At 63.6% G+C, this 17,366-nt stretch carries 13 protein-coding genes; 8 read left to right on the top strand and 5 right to left on the bottom strand.

The annotated features are described in order from the left end of the window. Window positions 1-134: 134 nt before the first annotated feature. From ACUN0E_RS28090 to ACUN0E_RS28080, 3 genes are all read right to left on the bottom strand, one after another. A complete protein-coding gene (locus ACUN0E_RS28090) occupies window positions 135-1,406 on the bottom strand; it encodes a cell division protein ZipA C-terminal FtsZ-binding domain-containing protein (protein ID WP_445568632.1) in 1,272 nt (423 codons plus the stop codon). 117 nt (window positions 1,407-1,523) lie between these two features. Then, complete coding sequence (gene smc / locus ACUN0E_RS28085) at window positions 1,524-5,042, bottom strand: chromosome segregation protein SMC (protein WP_445568631.1); 3,519 nt, start codon at window positions 5,040-5,042, stop codon at window positions 1,524-1,526. A gap of 149 nt (window positions 5,043-5,191) precedes the next feature. Continuing rightward, complete coding sequence (locus ACUN0E_RS28080) at window positions 5,192-6,178, bottom strand: DMT family transporter (protein ID WP_408335999.1); 987 nt, start codon at window positions 6,176-6,178, stop codon at window positions 5,192-5,194. 381 nt (window positions 6,179-6,559) lie between these two features. Between ACUN0E_RS28080 and dapC the strand changes: the two genes are divergently transcribed. The 6 genes from dapC (at window position 6,560) to cls (ending at window position 13,099) form a co-directional block, all read left to right on the top strand. Beyond that, a complete protein-coding gene (gene dapC, locus ACUN0E_RS28075) occupies window positions 6,560-7,777 on the top strand; it encodes a succinyldiaminopimelate transaminase (RefSeq protein WP_445568630.1) in 1,218 nt (405 codons plus the stop codon). Between the two features lie 82 nt (window positions 7,778-7,859). Beyond that, window positions 7,860-8,687: a 2,3,4,5-tetrahydropyridine-2,6-dicarboxylate N-succinyltransferase gene (gene dapD / locus ACUN0E_RS28070; RefSeq protein ID WP_445568629.1), complete on the top strand. Its 828-nt coding sequence runs from the start codon at window positions 7,860-7,862 to the stop codon at window positions 8,685-8,687. Then, window positions 8,687-9,052, top strand: coding sequence for an ArsC family reductase (locus ACUN0E_RS28065; RefSeq protein WP_408223689.1), 366 nt, complete (start codon window positions 8,687-8,689; stop codon window positions 9,050-9,052). The genes dapD and ACUN0E_RS28065 overlap by 1 nt, the downstream gene beginning before the upstream one ends. 217 nt (window positions 9,053-9,269) lie before the next feature. Further along, window positions 9,270-10,409, top strand: coding sequence for a succinyl-diaminopimelate desuccinylase (dapE, locus tag ACUN0E_RS28060; protein ID WP_408223692.1), 1,140 nt, complete (start codon window positions 9,270-9,272; stop codon window positions 10,407-10,409). A 16-nt stretch (window positions 10,410-10,425) separates the two neighbouring features. Then, complete coding sequence (gene prmB / locus ACUN0E_RS28055) at window positions 10,426-11,310, top strand: 50S ribosomal protein L3 N(5)-glutamine methyltransferase (RefSeq protein ID WP_408336002.1); 885 nt, start codon at window positions 10,426-10,428, stop codon at window positions 11,308-11,310. 349 nt (window positions 11,311-11,659) lie between these two features. Beyond that, window positions 11,660-13,099: a cardiolipin synthase gene (cls, locus tag ACUN0E_RS28050; protein WP_408336005.1), complete on the top strand. Its 1,440-nt coding sequence runs from the start codon at window positions 11,660-11,662 to the stop codon at window positions 13,097-13,099. A 64-nt stretch (window positions 13,100-13,163) separates the two neighbouring features. On the opposite strand, the gene ACUN0E_RS28045 is transcribed toward cls, so the two are convergent. Further along, complete coding sequence (locus tag ACUN0E_RS28045) at window positions 13,164-13,643, bottom strand: glutathione peroxidase (protein WP_408336008.1); 480 nt, start codon at window positions 13,641-13,643, stop codon at window positions 13,164-13,166. 135 nt (window positions 13,644-13,778) lie between these two features. Between ACUN0E_RS28045 and ACUN0E_RS28040 the strand changes: the two genes are divergently transcribed. Together ACUN0E_RS28040 and ACUN0E_RS28035 are read left to right on the top strand one after the other, a co-directional pair. Further along, window positions 13,779-15,713, top strand: coding sequence for an ATP-binding cassette domain-containing protein (locus tag ACUN0E_RS28040; protein WP_445568628.1), 1,935 nt, complete (start codon window positions 13,779-13,781; stop codon window positions 15,711-15,713). Window positions 15,714-15,846: 133 nt separating this feature from the next. Then, complete coding sequence (locus ACUN0E_RS28035; protein WP_445570528.1) at window positions 15,847-16,917, top strand: CaiB/BaiF CoA transferase family protein; 1,071 nt, start codon at window positions 15,847-15,849, stop codon at window positions 16,915-16,917. A gap of 91 nt (window positions 16,918-17,008) precedes the next feature. On the opposite strand, the gene ACUN0E_RS28030 is transcribed toward ACUN0E_RS28035, so the two are convergent. Beyond that, window positions 17,009-17,287, bottom strand: coding sequence for a DUF2866 domain-containing protein (locus ACUN0E_RS28030; protein ID WP_408336014.1), 279 nt, complete (start codon window positions 17,285-17,287; stop codon window positions 17,009-17,011). Window positions 17,288-17,366: the final 79 nt, after the last annotated feature.

Genomic DNA, 17,366 nt, shown 5'->3' with positions numbered 1-17,366 from the left:
TCGCAGGAAGCGTGCCCCTTTACATCGGCCGAATGGCCAGTTTCGTGCGTTCGGTCTTGCTGTGAAACGACCACTGAAAACGGCAACGGCCGCACATCGTGCGGCCGTCGAGCACTGCATAAAAAATAGAACCGTTACTGGCTGAACAAACGCCGGGTAGCCGGTGAACCCGCCGGAATACCTGCCTGTTCGAGTTTTGCGTAGAGCGTCATCAACTGCTTTTCGATCGCCAGCAGCGCGGTTTCCGGCAGCGGACGGCGCCCATCGTCGACCACCCGTCCGCCGATACGCTCAGCCAACGATTTCGCGTAGTCGCACATCAGGCGGAACGGCAGGATGTCTTCGTCCGCGACCGGTACGTCGAGCACCAGTGTGATCATCTGGCCGCCCTTGTAGGTCAGGTCGTCGCGCAGGAAATTGGTGTCGCCGAATTGCAGCATGAACACCGGGCTCTGCTTCGTGTCGAGCTTGACGAAGCGCGTGCCGTCGCGCGAGAGCAGCAGGCCGTCCTGCGACGCGATTGCCTGCACATAGTTGGCCGACCACGGCGCTCCGTCGGAGAGCACGTTGATCGACAATTGCGCGTCGCATTGCGCGGCGAAACCGTCGAGTTCGCGCGCCATCGCCACCGTTTCGAGCATGTCGGGGAATTCCGGCGACGCATCGAGCGTATCGGCAAACTGCTGCACGCCGGTCACGAACTCGGAGAACTCCAGTTCGTTGAGTGCGCCGCTCCGGTTGGCCAATTGCGCGGCCGCGCGCAGCTCTTCATAGCGCGCGCCGTTCTGCAACAGCTCCCAGGGTCCGCCTTCGAGCTTGCCTTCAATATGCACCGGCTTGCTGCCGGCACGGCGCAGACGCTGCGCGAGCGGAATCACCTTGTCGCCGGCCACCGGCCCGTTCAGACGAATCGGCACGATGCAGTCGATGCGGCGATCGACGATCGCCGGCGGCGCCGACGAAATCGTCGTGGCAGCGGGCAGGATCGGCTCGACCGGTTCGCCGGCTTGCGCAGCCTTACCCGCTTCCCCCCCCATACCGCCTTCGGCTTCAGCAACGCCCTCAGCTTCGGGATAACCGTTCGGCGTCGTCGTCTCGGCCTGAATATCGGCAGGCGTATCGAGCGGCGCGGCGGTTGCGCCAAAAGTCGGCTCGACGCGCGCCGCGGCGGTTTCCGCCGCGGTGTCTGAACCCACTATCGGTTCGCGCCGCGTGGTCGGCCGGGCCGGCTCGATAAACGGGCTCTGTTCCTCCTGATCGTCGCGCGCGAAACTTTCGGCGGCGTCTGCCGGCATCGCGCGCGGCATCTTGCGGCGCACCTTCGCGCCTTGCCACGCGTTGTACACGACCACGCCCCCGACCACCACGGCACCCGCGCCGATCAAACCGAGTGTCAACTCGTCCATGCATGCTCCATCAGCAATTCTTCTGTCTGCGCGGCTATGCGCCCGCCCCATGTGTCGCGCGGCCGATGGCCGCTGCGCTGAACGCGGGAGCCCGCGATGATCAACCTAAACGAAAACTCAAACGATATTCTGGGCGAAACCGGCAGCCGATTCCATGTCGACGGCAACGATCCGCGACACACCCTGCTCCTGCATGGTCACGCCGATCAGTTGCTGCGCCATTTCCATCGCGATCTTGTTGTGCGAAATGAACAGGAACTGCGTCTTGTCCGACATTGCTCGCACGAGGTTCGCGAAGCGTTCCGTGTTGGCGTCGTCGAGCGGCGCGTCCACTTCGTCGAGCAGACAGAACGGCGCGGGATTCAGCTGGAACATCGCGAACACCAGCGCGGTGGCGGTCAATGCCTTCTCGCCGCCGGACAGCAGGTGAATCGTCGAATTCTTCTTGCCCGGTGGCTGTGCCATTACCTGCACGCCGGCGTCGAGAATCTCGTCGCCGGTCATGATCAGCCTCGCCTGACCGCCGCCAAAGAGACGCGGGAACAGCTCGCCGAAATGACGATTCACTTCGTCGAAGGTGCCTTGAAGCAGCGTACGCGTTTCGCCGTCGATCTTGCGGATCGCGTCTTCGAGCGTTTCGATCGCGTTGTTCAGGTCGGCCGATTGCGCATCGAGGAAAGTCTTGCGCTCGCTCGCCGCCTTCAGCTCGTCCAGCGCGGCCATGTTGACCGGGCCGAGCGCCGTGATCGCGTTGTTGATCCGCGTGACCTCGCCTTGCAGATACGACGGCTTCATATCCGGCGTGAGCTTGGCCTGCAGTTGGGCTTCATCGACACCGGCCTCGGCCAGTTGTTCGATGAACTGCTCGCCGCTCAGGCGCGCGGCCTGTTCCTTCAACTGCAATTCGTTGATGCGGTCGCGCAGCGGTTGCAGCGCACGCTCGGCGGTCAAACGGGTTTCGTCTGCGGCACGCAGTTTGGCGGTCAGATCGTCTAGTTCGAGGCGTGCGGCGTGCAGCGCTTCTTCCTTGACTGCGCGGATATCGAGCGCGTCCTGCAAGCCGGTGTGCGCGGTTTGCTCGTTGATGGTTTCCAGTTCGGCGCGCGCGTCTTCCAGCGACGCTGCGACGCGTTCGCTCTGCTCGTGCGAGACCTGGATGCTGCGCTTCAATTCGTCGATGCGGTTCGCCATGTTGCGCGCGGCGAAACGCGCGTCAGTGGCGGCCCGGTCGAGATCGCGCGATTGCGCGCGCGCGGCGGTGAGCTGTTCGTCGAGTGCTTCGAAAGCCATCTGGTGATCTTCGAAACGCGCCTGCAATTCGGCGAGTTCGGAGTCGTGACGTTCGAAATTCGCTTCCGATTCGCCACGCAATGCGCGCTGCTCTTCGATCTGCGCGGTGATCTCTCCGAGCTCTTCGCGGATTTGCGTGCTGCGCTGCGTGTAGCGCTCATGCGCCTGCGCAAGCTTGAGCACGTCCATCTGCAATGCGTGCACCCGTTGGGTCGCGCGCTCAGACTGTTGGCGTACATCGGTCAAAGCTTGCGCGGCTTGCGTGTGCGCGGCTTCAGCGCGGATCGCGGTGGCCTTCGCCTCATCGGCGAGCAAGGCTTGCGCGCGGACCTGACGGCCCAGATTTTCGATTTCCTGCTGACGGGCCAGCATGCCGGCCTGTTCGGAATCGGCGGCATACAACTGGACGCCGACACGCGTCACGACGTGGCCGGCCTTCACGACGAACGAGCCGCCTTCCGGCAACTGCGAACGCATGGCTAGCGCCTGCTGCAGATCGTCAGCGATGAAGGCAAGGCCGAGCCAGTCGTTCAGCACGGCGCGAATACCTGCATCGTCGATGCGAACCAGCGACAGCAACGGACGCAAAGCCGGCGGCGTAGCGACCGGCTGACCGGCTGCCGGCGGCGCGTAGAACGCAAGCTTGGCGGGCGGCGCATCGGTGGCGAACGCCTTGACCCAATCGAGGTTCGACACTTCCAGGGCGGCGAGCCGCTCACGCAGTATCGCTTCAAGCGCGGCTTCCCAGCCGGCTTCGACGTGCAGCTTCTTCCACAGGCGCGGCAAGCCGCTCAGCTCATGCTTTTCGAGCCACGGCTGGATCTTGCCTTCGGTCTGGACGTTTTCCTGCAATTGCTTGAGCGCGGCAAGCCGTGCGTCGAGCTGATGAATCTGAGCATTCTCCGACTGCACGCGCTCCTGGGCCACGCGCCGTTCGCCGTCGAGACGCGGTAGCGTTTCTTGCGCGTCGGCAAGACGGGTCTGCGCGTCATGGAGGATTTCTTCGTGCTCGGCGAGCTGCATGCGCAGGTCTTCGAGCTGCGCTTCGTCGGGTGCATCGAGACCGCCCGCTTCCGACTTCAGCCGCTCGTGACGCTGCTGCAACTGCTGCAATTGCTGATCGGCATTGCGCTGATGCGCGGCTTCGAGTTTGAGTGCCTGTTCGGTCTGCGCGATACCGCCGCGCTCAGCGTTCAGTTCGGTCTGCGCATCGCGCCAGCGGGCTTCGAGCGCCGGCATCGCATCATGCTTGCCGGCTGCTTCGTCTTCGGCCAGCGCGGCTTTTTCTTCGGCGACGGCCAGTTGTTCTTCCGCGTCTTCGAGATCGTCTTGCGCCTTTTGGGCTTGCGACTGCCACTGCTCACGCTGCGCGGTCAATGCGGCAATCTGCGCCTGCACACGGTTGCGCGATTCGACAATGAACTTGATCTCGGCTTCGAGGCGGCTGACTTCGGCATTCGCCTCATACAACGCGCCTTGCGCGCCCTGCATCGCGTCGCTGGCGGAATAATGCGCGACGCGCAGCGTTTCGAGCTGCGCTTCGACTTCGCGCAGCTTCGCGGTTTGCGCTTCGAGGTCGATCTGCGCCTGTTCGATTGCGCGTTGCTGACGTTCCTGCTCGCCACCGGCTTCGTTCTTGCGCAACAGCCACAATAGACGCTGCTTCTCTTCGCCGTCGGCCTGCAAATCCTTATATTTGGTCGCGACGACCGCCTGCGCCTCGAGCTTCTCGAGATTCGAACTGAGTTCGCGGACGATGTCTTCGACGCGGATCAGATTCTCGCGCGTGTCATGCAGGCGGTTCTCCGTCTCGCGGCGGCGTTCCTTGTACTTCGATACGCCCGCGGCTTCTTCGAGGAACACACGCAGTTCTTCCGGCTTCGCCTCGATCAGGCGCGCGATCATGCCCTGCCCGATAATCGCGTACGCGCGCGGCCCAAGGCCGGTGCCGAGGAAGATGTCCTGAATGTCGCGGCGGCGCGCCGGCAAGTTATTGATGTAGTAGCTCGAAGTGCCGTCGCGCGTGAGCACGCGCTTGACGGCGATTTCGGCATACTGCCCCCACTGCCCGGCGGCACGGCCGTCGGCGTTGTCGAACACGAGTTCGACGCTGGCGCGGCTACCTGGCTTGCGCGCGGTCGAGCCATTGAAGATCACGTCCTGCATCGACTCGCCGCGCAGCTCGGAAGCGCGCGATTCGCCGAGCACCCAGCGCACGGCGTCGATGATGTTGGACTTACCGCACCCATTCGGTCCGACCACGCCGACGAGCTGGCCCGGGACCTGGAAATGCGTGGGATCGACGAATGACTTGAAGCCAGCGAGTTTGATCGAGGTCAGACGCACGGCGATTTCGCTGTTTGAAAAGGGAAAATAAAAAGTGGCTCGTGAAGGCCGCACCAGCCGCTCGCCGATGCAGCGAAACGGCCCGCGAAACCCCGCGATACGGGCGCCAATCGCACGCAGTGAAGCGTGCGTCGACTAATGAGGGGCAATCATACCATCGCGCGCGAGCGGTTCTTACCGTCCTTACGGTCTGCGTCATCATCGACGTCGAGCCCCACATCCTGATTGGCCGGATCAGGCGGCAAGGCCTTGGTCCGGTGCACCCAACTGGACAGTGCCGACGCCAGCACGATGCACGCGCCGCCGGCCCATTCGCGCGGGCCCGGCGTCTCGCCGGCGAAGAGCCACGCGGACAAAGCCGTCACCACGATCTCGAACAGCATGATGATCGAGGCCCGATTGGCCGGCACGCGTGCGAGCCCATACTGCACCAGCATATTGTTCGACGCCAGCAGAAAACCGAGGCCGAGCACTAGCAGCGCGGCCGTGCCGAGATGCGCGCCGGTGGGCGGTGCGGGCATCGCCTCGAACAGCGACGCACAGGCGCTGAAAATCGCTGCGCCACCGAAGATCGTCGCGGTGCGCATTTCGGGCTTCATCTCAGGCAGCACGCGGCTCGTCTTGAGAATCAGGACGTTGCTCATCGCGAAGCCCATGCCGCCCGCGAGCCCAGCCCATTCGGCGAGGTTGCCGGGCACCGGAATGCCCAGTTGCGGCGACCAGAGCATGGTCATCGCGCCGGCTAGCGACAGCGCGGCGAGGCCCCCACCCGCCCAGGTCAGCCGTTCGTGCAGGATGAAGTGTGCAAAGAGCGCGGTCCAGGCGGGGGTGAGATAGAACAGCAGCAGGACGCGCATCACTTCGCCGTGGATCGAGCCCCAGACGAAGCCGAGATTGGTCACGCCCGCGGCCAGCGCCATGGCCGGCAGCAGCCAGTGCCAGCGCACGGTCCTGAGCGCGCGATAGCGCACCAGCAGGACAAACAGGCAACCGGCGCCGCTCGTGAGCGCGCTCGCTGCCGTGCCGGAAACGCCGAGTGCATTCAGCATGCGCAGCGGGTACCAGATCATTCCCCACACGGAGGCGCCCAGCATGATCGCGAGGGTGGGCCAGCCATTGCGAAGCCAGTTGCTCATGGTGCGGCACTCCCGCGGTGGTTGCTGCTCCTGCGGGCGGGGTTGCCGACTTTGCCGAGGGTGGCGTTCTTGCGCCCTCGTCGTCCGAATCGTCCGAATCGTCCGAATCGTCCGGATGTCTGCGTTGCTGCTACGACCATTGCTGCTCCTGCTTCTTTTTTGCGCGAACCGTCTGCGGTTCGCGTCGTTCCCGCTGCGTCGCATTGCCTGCGCTGCCTGGCGGATTGCGCCACGGCCTGACGGCCGCGTGCCACGCTATAATCATTTGTTCGCCGCCGCTGCCACTGTTTTCGCGTCTTTCAGGCGTTTTACCGTCAGCGCGGGTACCCAGCATTTCCCAGCACCCGTCTGCGCCCTCTTCGATCAGGCCCGATCCGCCCAGTGAACCCGCTACTCGACTCCCTTCAGCCCTACCCGTTCGAAAAGCTGCGTGCGCTTTTCAAGGACGTCACGCCGCCGGCCGGCCTCGCGCACATCAGCTTCGGCATCGGCGAACCGAAACATCCCACGCCCTCGCTGATTCGCGACGCGGTGATTGCCTCACTCGGCGGTTTGTCGGCTTATCCGGCCACCGTCGGTTCGCCAGCACTGCGCGAATCGATCGCCAGATGGGTGACGCAGCGCTATAACCTGCCGCCGGTCGACCCGGCCACTCAGGTGCTGCCCGTGTCCGGTTCGCGCGAGGCGCTTTTTGCACTCGCACAAACGGTAATCGACCCCAAGCGTCATGCTGACGGCGAGCCTGCGATCGTACTCTGTCCGAACCCGTTCTACCAAATCTATGAAGGCGCGGCGATTCTGGCCGGCGCGCTGCCGTACTTCGTCAATAGCGACCCGGCGCGCAACTTCGCCTGCGACTATTCGGCGGTGCCGCCCGACATCTGGGCGCGCACGCAACTGCTGTACGTGTGCTCGCCGGGCAATCCCACCGGCGCGGTGCTCACACTCGAGGACTGGCGCGAACTGTTCGCGCTGTCGGACCGCTACGGCTTCGTAATCGCCTCGGACGAGTGCTACTCGGAAATCTACTTCGACGAAGCCAATCCGCCGCTCGGCGGTCTGGAGGCGGCTCACCAGCTCGGCCGCGGCTTCGAGCGCCTCGTGATGCTGTCGAGCCTGTCCAAGCGTTCGAACGTGCCGGGCATGCGCTCGGGCTTCGTAGCTGGCGACGCGACGATCCTGAAAGATTTCCTGCTATACCGGACATACCACGGCGCGGCCTTGTCGACCGTGTTCCAGAGTGCCAGCATCGCGGCCTGGAACGACGAAACCCACGTGCGCGAGAACCGCGCGAAGTACGTGCAGAAGTTTTCCACCGTCACGCCAATGCTCGCCGAGGTGCTCGACGTACGCCTGCCGGACGCCGCGTTCTACCTGTGGGCGGACGTCTCGCGCACCGGCCTGTCGGACACCGAGTTCGCCCAGCGCCTCTACGCCGACTATAATGTGACGGTTCTGCCGGGCTCGTTTCTCGCGCGCACTGCGCACGGCGTGAACCCCGGCCGTAATTTCGTGCGCATGGCGCTCGTCGCCGATGTCGACGAATGCACGCAGGGCGCACAACGGATCGTCGATTTTTGCCGCGCGCTCGCGGGCTGAGTTTTTCGTGAGTTTCTGTATTCAGCAGCCCCGCGCACCGCATTCCCTTCTTCAGACTTCAACTCTTCAGAAAAGCACGCATATGTCGCAACAACTTCAGCAGATCATTGATACCGCCTGGGAAAACCGCGCCGAACTGTCGCCGAAGGCCGCGCCGGTCGACGTGCGCGAAGCCGTCGCCCACGCCATCGAGCAACTGGACAAGGGCGCCTTGCGCGTCGCGGAAAAGAAGGACGGCGACTGGGTCGTCAATCAATGGCTGAAGAAAGCCGTGCTGCTGTCGTTCCGCCTGGAAGACAACCAGCCGATGCCGGCTGGCGGCTACTCGCAGTTCTACGACAAGGTGCCGTCGAAGTTCGCTAACTACACCGCTGAAGACTTCGCCGCCGGTGGCTTCCGCGTCGTGCCGCCCGCCATTGCGCGCCGCGGCTCGTTCATCGCGAAGAACGTCGTGCTGATGCCGTCGTACACCAACATCGGCGCCTATGTGGACGAAGGCACGATGGTCGACACGTGGGCGACCGTCGGCTCGTGCGCGCAGATCGGCAAGAACGTTCACCTGTCGGGTGGCGTGGGCATCGGCGGCGTGCTGGAGCCGTTGCAAGCCAATCCGGTCATCATCGAAGACAACTGCTTCATCGGCGCGCGTTCGGAAGTGGTGGAAGGCGTGATCGTCGAAGAAAACTCGGTGATCTCGATGGGCGTGTACCTCGGTCAAAGCACCAAGATTTACGACCGCGAAACCGGTGAAGTCACGTACGGCCGCATTCCGGCGGGCTCGGTGGTGGTAGCGGGCAACCTGCCGTCGAAGGACGGCTCGCACAGCCTGTACTGCGCCGTGATCGTCAAGAAAGTCGACGCCAGGACGCGTGCGAAGGTCGGCCTGAACGAGCTCCTGCGAGGCGACTAATGGCACGCGGCACCAAGACCGTCGTCTACGGCATCCCGAACTGCGACACTGTGAAGAAGGCCCGCGTGTGGCTGGAAGAGCACGGCGTCGAGTTCGAGTTCCACGACTTCAAGAAACACGGTGTGACGGCGCCGCTCGTGCAGGACTGGCTGAAGGACGTGAAGCTCGACGCGTTGCTGAACCGTCGCGGCACGACCTGGCGCGGTCTGTCCGACGACATGAAGGCGGCGGCGGACACGCAGTCGGGCGCGATCGCGTTGATGATCCACAAGCCGTCGGTGATCAAGCGGCCAGTGCTGGTGGTCAACGGAAAGGTCAAGTCGCTCGGTTTTGCGGCAGACGAATACGAAGCACTGTTTGCCTGATTGCCTGATCCGAAAAGCAGGACCGGGCGCGAACGTCGAACGTAGCGCCAGGCGTAGTATCAGACATCAGATGCCAGGCCCGAACGCGAAGATCGCGCGCAAAGGCGCAAAAAGACGTAAAACGTGGCCTCGCCGCGTTGCTTAAAAGCTGTTGCCGGCTGCGGTGTCCAACCGCCAGCCGGCATTTTTTCATTTCAAAGTGGCTTGTACTGAATCCATGTCCGGCACCCTTGCCCTTACCGAACAACTGATCGCGCGCGCCTCCGTGACGCCCGACGACCAGCATTGCCAGCGCCTGCTGATCGAACGCCTGTCCGCGCTCGGCTTCGAGCACGAGACCATCGAATCGCACGGTGTGACCAACCTGTGGGCCGTCAAACGCGGCGTCGACGGCACACGCGGCAAGCTGCTCGCGTTCGCCGGCCACACGGACGTCGTGCCGACCGGCCCGCTCGAACAATGGCACTCGGCGCCGTTCGAGCCGACCCACCGCGACGGCAAGCTCTACGGCCGGGGCGCGGCGGACATGAAGACGTCGATCGCCGGCTTCGTGGTGGCAAGCGAGGAATTCGTCGCGGCGCACCCCGCGCATCGCGGCTCGATCGCCTTCCTGATTACGAGCGACGAAGAGGGCCCCGCTACCGACGGCACCGTCAAGGTCGTCGAAGCGCTGCAGGCGCGCGGCGAGCGCATGGACTACTGCATCGTCGGCGAACCGACGTCGAGCGCACAGTTCGGCGACATGGTAAAGAATGGCCGGCGCGGGTCCATGTCGGGCAATCTTATCGTCAAAGGCGTGCAAGGCCACATCGCCTATCCGCATCTGGCGAAAAATCCGGTGCATCTGCTCGCGCCCGCACTGGCCGAACTGGTCGCCGAAAGCTGGGACGACGGCAACGAATACTTCCCGCCCACCACCTGGCAGGTTTCGAACATCCATAGCGGCACCGGCGCCACCAACGTGATCCCCGGCCATGCGGACGTGATGTTCAATTTCCGTTTCTCGACGGCCAGTACGGTGGAAGGCTTGCAGGCTCGCGTCCGTGCGATCCTCGACAAGCACAATCTCGAATACGACCTGCAATGGACCGTAAGCGGCCTGCCGTTCCTCACGCCGCGCGGCGATCTGTCGAACGCGCTGGCTAAAGCGATCAAGGACGAAACCGGCATCACGACTGAACTGTCGACCACCGGGGGCACCTCGGATGGCCGTTTCATCGCCCGCATCTGCGAGCAGGTGATCGAGTTCGGTCCGCTGAACGCCAGCATCCACAAGATCGACGAACATATCGAAGTCGCACACATCGAGCCGCTGAAGAACGTGTATCGCCGCGTGCTCGAACAACTGATCGCCTGACCAAGGAATATCTGCGATGACGCTCCCGTTTTCCACCGTCCGCGACCTGCTGCGTTTCGCGGTGTCGCGCTTTAACCAGGCCGAGTTGTCGTTCGGCCACGGCTCGGCCAACGCCTACGACGAAGCCGCCTATCTGATCCTGCACACGCTGCATCTGCCGCTCGATCTGCTGGATCCGTTTCTCGACGCGCGTCTGTCCGCGGCCGAAATCGACGCCGTGCTGAACGTGATCGAGCGACGCGCCGGCCAGCGCGTGCCGGCGGCCTACATCACGCAGGAAGCGTGGATGCACGGCTTCCGCTTCTACGTGGATGAACGCGTGATCGTGCCGCGCTCGTTCATCGGCGAGTTGCTGCAGGACGGTTTGCAGCCCTACGTCGAAGATCCCGAACAGGTCGGCGCCGTGCTGGAACTGTGCACCGGCTCCGGCTGCCTTGCGATCCTCGCGGCTCATGCATTCCCTAACGCGGATATCGACGCCGTCGATCTCTCGGCACCCGCTCTGGAAGTCGCCACGCGTAACGTCACGGACTACAAGCTCGATGACCGCGTCGCCCTCTTCGAAGGCGATCTGTACGCGCCGCTCGCCGAGCGCCGCTACGACTTGATCATCAGCAATCCGCCATATGTCAACGCCACTTCGATGCAGGCACTCCCCGCCGAATACAAGCACGAGCCGGACATGGCTTTGGCTGGCGGCACCGACGGCATGGATATCGTGCGACGGATCATCGCCGACGCGCGCAACTGGCTGACCGAAGACGGCGTGCTGGTGGTCGAGATCGGCAACGAGCGCGCGAACGTCGAAGCAGCATTCGGCGGCCTCGATCTGGTCTGGCTGTCGACGAGTGCCGGCGACGATAACGTGTTCCTGATTCAGGCCGCGGATCTGCCGGTCTGACGTGTTGTAGCTTCATCCCGCGACGCGCGCAGCAGGCCTTGATTGCTTGCCGCGCGTGCCGCACCTGAGCCAGCTCCTCTCTCGCTCACACCATAGCAAACGCTCTTGACCCGGGACTTGTCATGCCCGTGCCATAGCTCACGCTCCTTGAGCCGGCTTTTCGCGTGCATGCCACAGCGGACACATCCGTAAGCAACCGCACCCGCACCTTCCCCGCATCCGCGCAGGATTCAGAGACGCCTGACCGTAACGCCCCCCCAACGCACTCACGTTCGGTAAGATGGGCGCGGAGCTGTCCGCGCTGACACCAGGCAGCCGCAGCAGCGTTTCGCCAACCCTTCGCCCGCCTATGCAATTCGACCTGCTTCACATCGGCCCGCTGGTCGCTCTCGCCCATATTCTCGGCGTGATCGCGGCGTGCCACGCGATTCTGAACACCCGCACGTCGCAAGGCGCGATTGCGTGGGCCGTGTCGCTGGTCGCCATGCCGTATCTGACGCTGGTGCCATACCTGTTCCTCGGCCGCAGCAAATTCCAGGGTTATGCGGACGCTCGCCGCATCGAAAACGAGTTGCTGCGCACGCGCGCGCATCCTCAGGAATGGGACACACGCGCCTCATCCGCGGGGCTGCCTACGCAGGAGCTTGGCGCGAGGCTCGTGCATTCGCTTACACGCCTGGGTGGCATGCCGTTCCTGCCGGGCAATTCCGTGCGCACGCTGGTGAACGGCGCCGCGACTTTCGAGGCGATCTTCGAAGCGATCGAGGGGGCACGCAATTACGTGATCGTGCAGTTCTTCATCGTGCGCGACGACGCGCTTGGCGAAATGCTCAAAGACGCGCTGATCGCGAAAGCGCAGCAAGGCGTGCGCGTCTACTTCCTGTACGACAGCATCGGGAGTTTCGATCTACCCCACCGCTACGTGGCGGCGCTGCGGGCAGCCGGCGTGGAGACGCATCCGTTCGCCACCAATCGCCGCTTCGTCAACCGTTTGCAGTTGAACTTCCGTAACCACCGCAAGATCGTCTCGGTGGACGGAGAACGCGCGTTCGTCGGCGGACACAACGTGGGGGTCGAATATCTCGGTAGCAAGCCGCCGTTGTCGCCATGGCGCGATACGCATATCGAAGTGCGCGGCCCGGCCGTCGCCAGCATCCAGTTCGTGTTCACCGAGGACTGGCACTGGGCGACCCAGCAGTTGCCCGAATTCGACATGCCGCCCCCTCAACCCGGCGACGAAGGCATGCACTGCCTCGTCGTGCCGAGCGGCCCGGCCGACAAGCAGGAGACCTGTTCGCTTTTCTTCGTCGAAGCGATCAACGCGGCGCGCGAGCGGATCTGGATCACCACGCCTTATCTCATACCCGACGAAGCCGTGTTCGCCGCGTTGCGACTGGCAGCGCTTCGCGGCGTGGATGTCCGCATTCTGATTCCGTGCCGGCGCGATCACCGCGTGGTGTTCGCCGCCTCGAAACTGTATGCATACGACTCACTGCGCGCGGGTATCCGGATCTTCCGCTACCAGCCGGGCTTCCTGCACCAGAAGGTCGTGCTGATCGACAGCGTGGCGGCGGCAATCGGCAGCGCCAATCTCGACAACCGCTCGTTCCGCCTGAACTTCGAGATCATGGTGCTGACGGTGGACCGCGGCTTCGCCAAAGAAGTCGAAACAATGCTGCTGAAGGACTTCACGGAGTCGCTCGAAATAGACCGCAACGAGTATCGCCAGGCGAGCGCGCTGCGGCGCGTACTGATGCACGTGGCGCGGTTGTTCTCGCCGATCCTGTAGCGGCGGCACCGCGCCGCGACTCGGCCATTGCCGACGCCGACTTCGCGTCCCGCGTTGCTATGCGTTACAGCAGCTTCTCGATGTCCTCGGTGATCGCCTCGGGCTTGGTCAGCGGCGCGTAGCGCTTCACCACATTGCCGTCGCGGCCGATCAGGAACTTGGTGAAGTTCCATTTGATCGCCTCGAGCCCCAGCAGGCCCGGCGCCTCGCCCGTCAGATAGCGAAACAGCGGATGAGCATTGGCGCCGTTCACGTCGATCTTGTCGAACATCGGGAAGGTCACGCCGTAGTTCTTTTCGCAGAAGCTGCCGATCTGCGTAGCGTCGCCCGGTTCCTGCTTGCCGAACTGGTTGCAAGGAAAACCGAGCACCGCAAATCCGCGCGCCGCGTAAGTGTCATACACCTTTTGCAGACCGGCGTACTGCGGCGTGAACCCGCATTCGCTCGCCGTATTGACGATCAGCAGGACCTTGCCCTGATAGCGCTCGAGGCTCACTTCCTCGCCGCCGAGCGTATGTGCAGAAAACGAATAAATCGATGTCATGTGCTCTCCCCGTGAAAGCCGTCAGTCTATGCCAAAAACTTCGCCGCTACAGTCGGCCGAATGGCCGATCCCGGTTGAGCGCCCGGTGTCAGCCCCGGCAGTCTAAAATAGCGTTTTTCTCCAGCCGGCCTCTTCGTGATCCGCTTTAACCAGTTCAGCCTCGCGCGCGGCACCAAGCCGCTCTTTGAAAACACCACGTTCACCCTCAACCCCGGCGAGAAGGCCGGCTTGGTGGGGGCGAACGGCGCGGGCAAGTCGACGCTGTTTGCCGTGCTGCTCGGCGAACTGCACGCCGATGGCGGCGATTTCTCTATCCCGCCAAACTGGCAGATCGCCCACGTCGCGCAAGAAACGCCCGCGGCAGACAAGACCGCCCTCGCCTATACGCTCGACGGCGACGCGGCGTTGCGCGCGATCGAAGCATGCATCGCCGAAGCATCGGCCGCGCATGACGGCGCGGCGGAAGGCGAAGCGCACGCCGCATTCGCCGACGCCGATGGCTACACCGCGCCCGCCCGCGCCGAGGCCTTGCTGCTCGGCCTTGGCTTCACGCTCGCACAGACGCGCGAGCCGGTCAGCAGCTTCTCGGGCGGCTGGCGCATGCGGCTGAATCTGGCGCAGGCGCTGATGTGCCGCTCCGACCTGCTGCTGCTCGACGAACCGACCAATCACCTGGATCTCGACGCGATCATCTGGCTCGAAGACTGGCTGCACCGCTATCCAGGCACGCTGATCGTGATCTCGCACGATCGCGAATTTCTCGATTCGGTCTGTAACGTCACGCTGCATCTGGAACATCAGCAGATCAAGCGTTACGGCGGCAACTACTCGCAATTCGAAATCCTGCGCGCGCAACAGATTGCTTTGCAGCAAAGCTCGTATGAGAAGCAACAGCGCACGGTCGAGCATCTGCAGAGCTACATCAATCGCTTCAAGGCGCAGGCCACCAAGGCGCGTCAGGCGCAGAGCCGTGTGAAAGCGCTCGAAAAAATGGAGTTGATCGCGCCGGCGCACGCGTCCTCGCCGTTCACGTTCGAATTCCGCACGCCCGATTCCGCGCCGAATCCGATGATGGTGATGGAGGACGTGCGCTGCGGCTATCGCGGTGAAGACGGCGAAATTCCAATCGTCGACCATGTGATGCTGTCAATCCAGAACGGTCAGCGCATTGGCCTGCTCGGCGCGAACGGTCAGGGCAAATCCACCCTGATCAAAACGCTCGCCGGTACGCTCGAAGCGCTCGGGGGCCACGTGCGCGAAGGCAAGGGACTGCGCATCGGCTATTTCGCGCAGCATCAGCTCGAAACGCTGCGCCCGGACGACACGCCGCTGCAGCATCTGGCGCGTCTTGCACCCGATACACGCGAACAGGAATTGCGCGACTTCCTCGGCAGCTTCAACTTTTCCGGCGAGATGGCGACCGCGAAGATCGCGCCCTTCTCGGGCGGCGAAAAAGCACGTTTGGCACTCGCGCTGATCATCTGGCAAAAGCCGAACCTGCTGCTGCTCGACGAGCCGACCAATCACCTTGATCTCGAAACGCGTCACGCGTTGACCATGGCGCTTGCACAATTCGAGGGCACGCTGATTCTGGTGTCGCATGACCGGCATCTGCTGCGCGCCACCACCGACGTATTCATGCTGGTCGCGAAGCACCGCCTGCAGGAATTCGACGGCGATCTCGACGACTACCGCGACTGGCTGCTGCAACATGCCGCCGAACAACGCGCGGCGCTGAAAGCGGGCACGGCGTCGAACGATGCGGATAGTGCGGACAGCGGCGTCAATCGCAAGGAGCAACGCCGCCTCGAAGCGGAAACGCGCCAGAAGCTCGCCCACCTGAAGAAGCCCCTGCAAAGCCGCATCACGAAGATCGAAAAGGAAATGGACGCGCTCAACGCGGAAAAGGCGACGCTCGATGCATTCGTCGTCGATCCGGCCAGCTACGAGCCCGAACAGAAGAGCAAACTGACGGAGGCGATCCGCCGTCAGGCAGATGTGAACGCGCGCCTCGAAGCGCTCGAAGCCGAATGGCTCGAGACTCACGAGGAACTCGAACAAATCGGCTAGCGGCAGGCTGTTCGCGATCCGCGCCGGCATCGATCGGAGGTAGCCCTTGTCACCCGTGAGCCCGTCTGAGTCTTCGACTACGGCCTCAGCCGCACCGTCAGTTGCGCCGTCATCCGTGCCCGCGCCTGCTCCGCTGCAAGGCCTGCGCGTACTGGACCTGACGCGCCTTCTGCCGGGTCCGGTAGCCGCCCTGCGCCTTGCCGAACTCGGCGCCGATGTGCTGAAGATTGAGGCACCCGGCGCGGGAGACCCCACCCGCACCATGATGCAGTCGTCAAGCGACCGCGTGGCCGGCCGGCCAGGCGCGTTTTACCGGCTGGTGAATCGCGGCAAGCGCGAGACACGGCTCGACCTCAAATCGGAAGCGGGACGCAACGTATTGCGCGCGCTCGCGGCCGAAGCGGATGTACTGATCGAGAGTTTCCGGCCCGGCGTGATGGAGCGCCTCGGCATCAGCTACGAAACACTACGCGCGGTCAATCCGAGGCTCGTCTACTGCGCGATCAGCGGCTATGGCGCAAGCGGTCCGTTTGTCGACCACGCCGGTCACGATCTGAACTACGTCGGCTACGCGGGCGTGCTCGATCAACTGGCAGGCCGCGACGGCGCGCCGATCCTGCCGAACTTCCAGATCGCCGACCTGCTGGGCGGCGCCTTGAGCGCGGTCACGCAGATCCTGGCCGCGTTATGGCATGTGTCGCGCGGCGGCGAAGGCCGCTTCGTCGACGTGTCGATGACGCACGTCACGTATGCACACAACGTCGTCGCGCAGGTGACGCTCGCCAATGAGGGTGCCGCGCCGGCCGCGGGCGCCGGTCTGCTGAACGGCGGCGTGCCCTGCTACAACCTGTATCAGACGCTCGATAACCGCTGGCTCGCGGTCGGCGCGCTCGAACTGAAGTTCTGGGAAACGCTGTGCATGGCGCTGGACCGGCCCGAATGGGCGACGCGTCACTGGAGTCTCGGCCAGGCCATCGGCGGCCCTGACGCCGCCGCATTGACACAGAAAATGGCCGACCTGATCGGCAAGCGTCCGCTAGCGGAATGGGTATTGCTGCTGGAATCGCTGGACTGCTGCGTCTCGCCGGTGCTGACCCCGGCGGAAGCCGCGCAGCACCCGCTATTCAACCGCGAGGCGTACGCGGCGATGAACGAAGACCAGAATGGAAACGATGGCGGAGACGATGATCGCCAGTCCAGTTAAGCGCTATTGAAGCGTGCAAAGCTTAAGCGAAGGCCACGCCAAGACTTGAATTCAGGCAGTGGCGGTTAATGCCCCCAACGCCCCAAAATCGTCAGCGCCGTGCCGCTGCCTGCCGCGGCAAAACCTGGCGCGGCGTTTTTTCGTCGTCGTACAGAAAATGTTTGCGGCCTTCCACATGACGGTTGATTGTTGCGCGCACTTCGGCCGCTGTGACATCTTCGGCCACCACCCGGCGCGAAATCTGTCCCGTCGTATCAATCCACTCGACAATCCGGCAAGCGCCGCCCCAAGGCTGGCGAATAGGCTCGGAGACGCGGCAACCGCGCACCTGCATTGGCCGCTCGGCAACGGTTTCATATGACTGTTTCAAGGCGCGATCCTTTTTCGGGCATCAGAAGGGATGCAATACCCTCGCAGCTTAGGAAAAAGGAATGGCGACTTGGTTACAG

The sequence above is a fragment of the Paraburkholderia sp. D1E genome (assembly GCF_052682275.1).
This window is presented reverse-complemented; position numbering and strand designations above follow the sequence as displayed.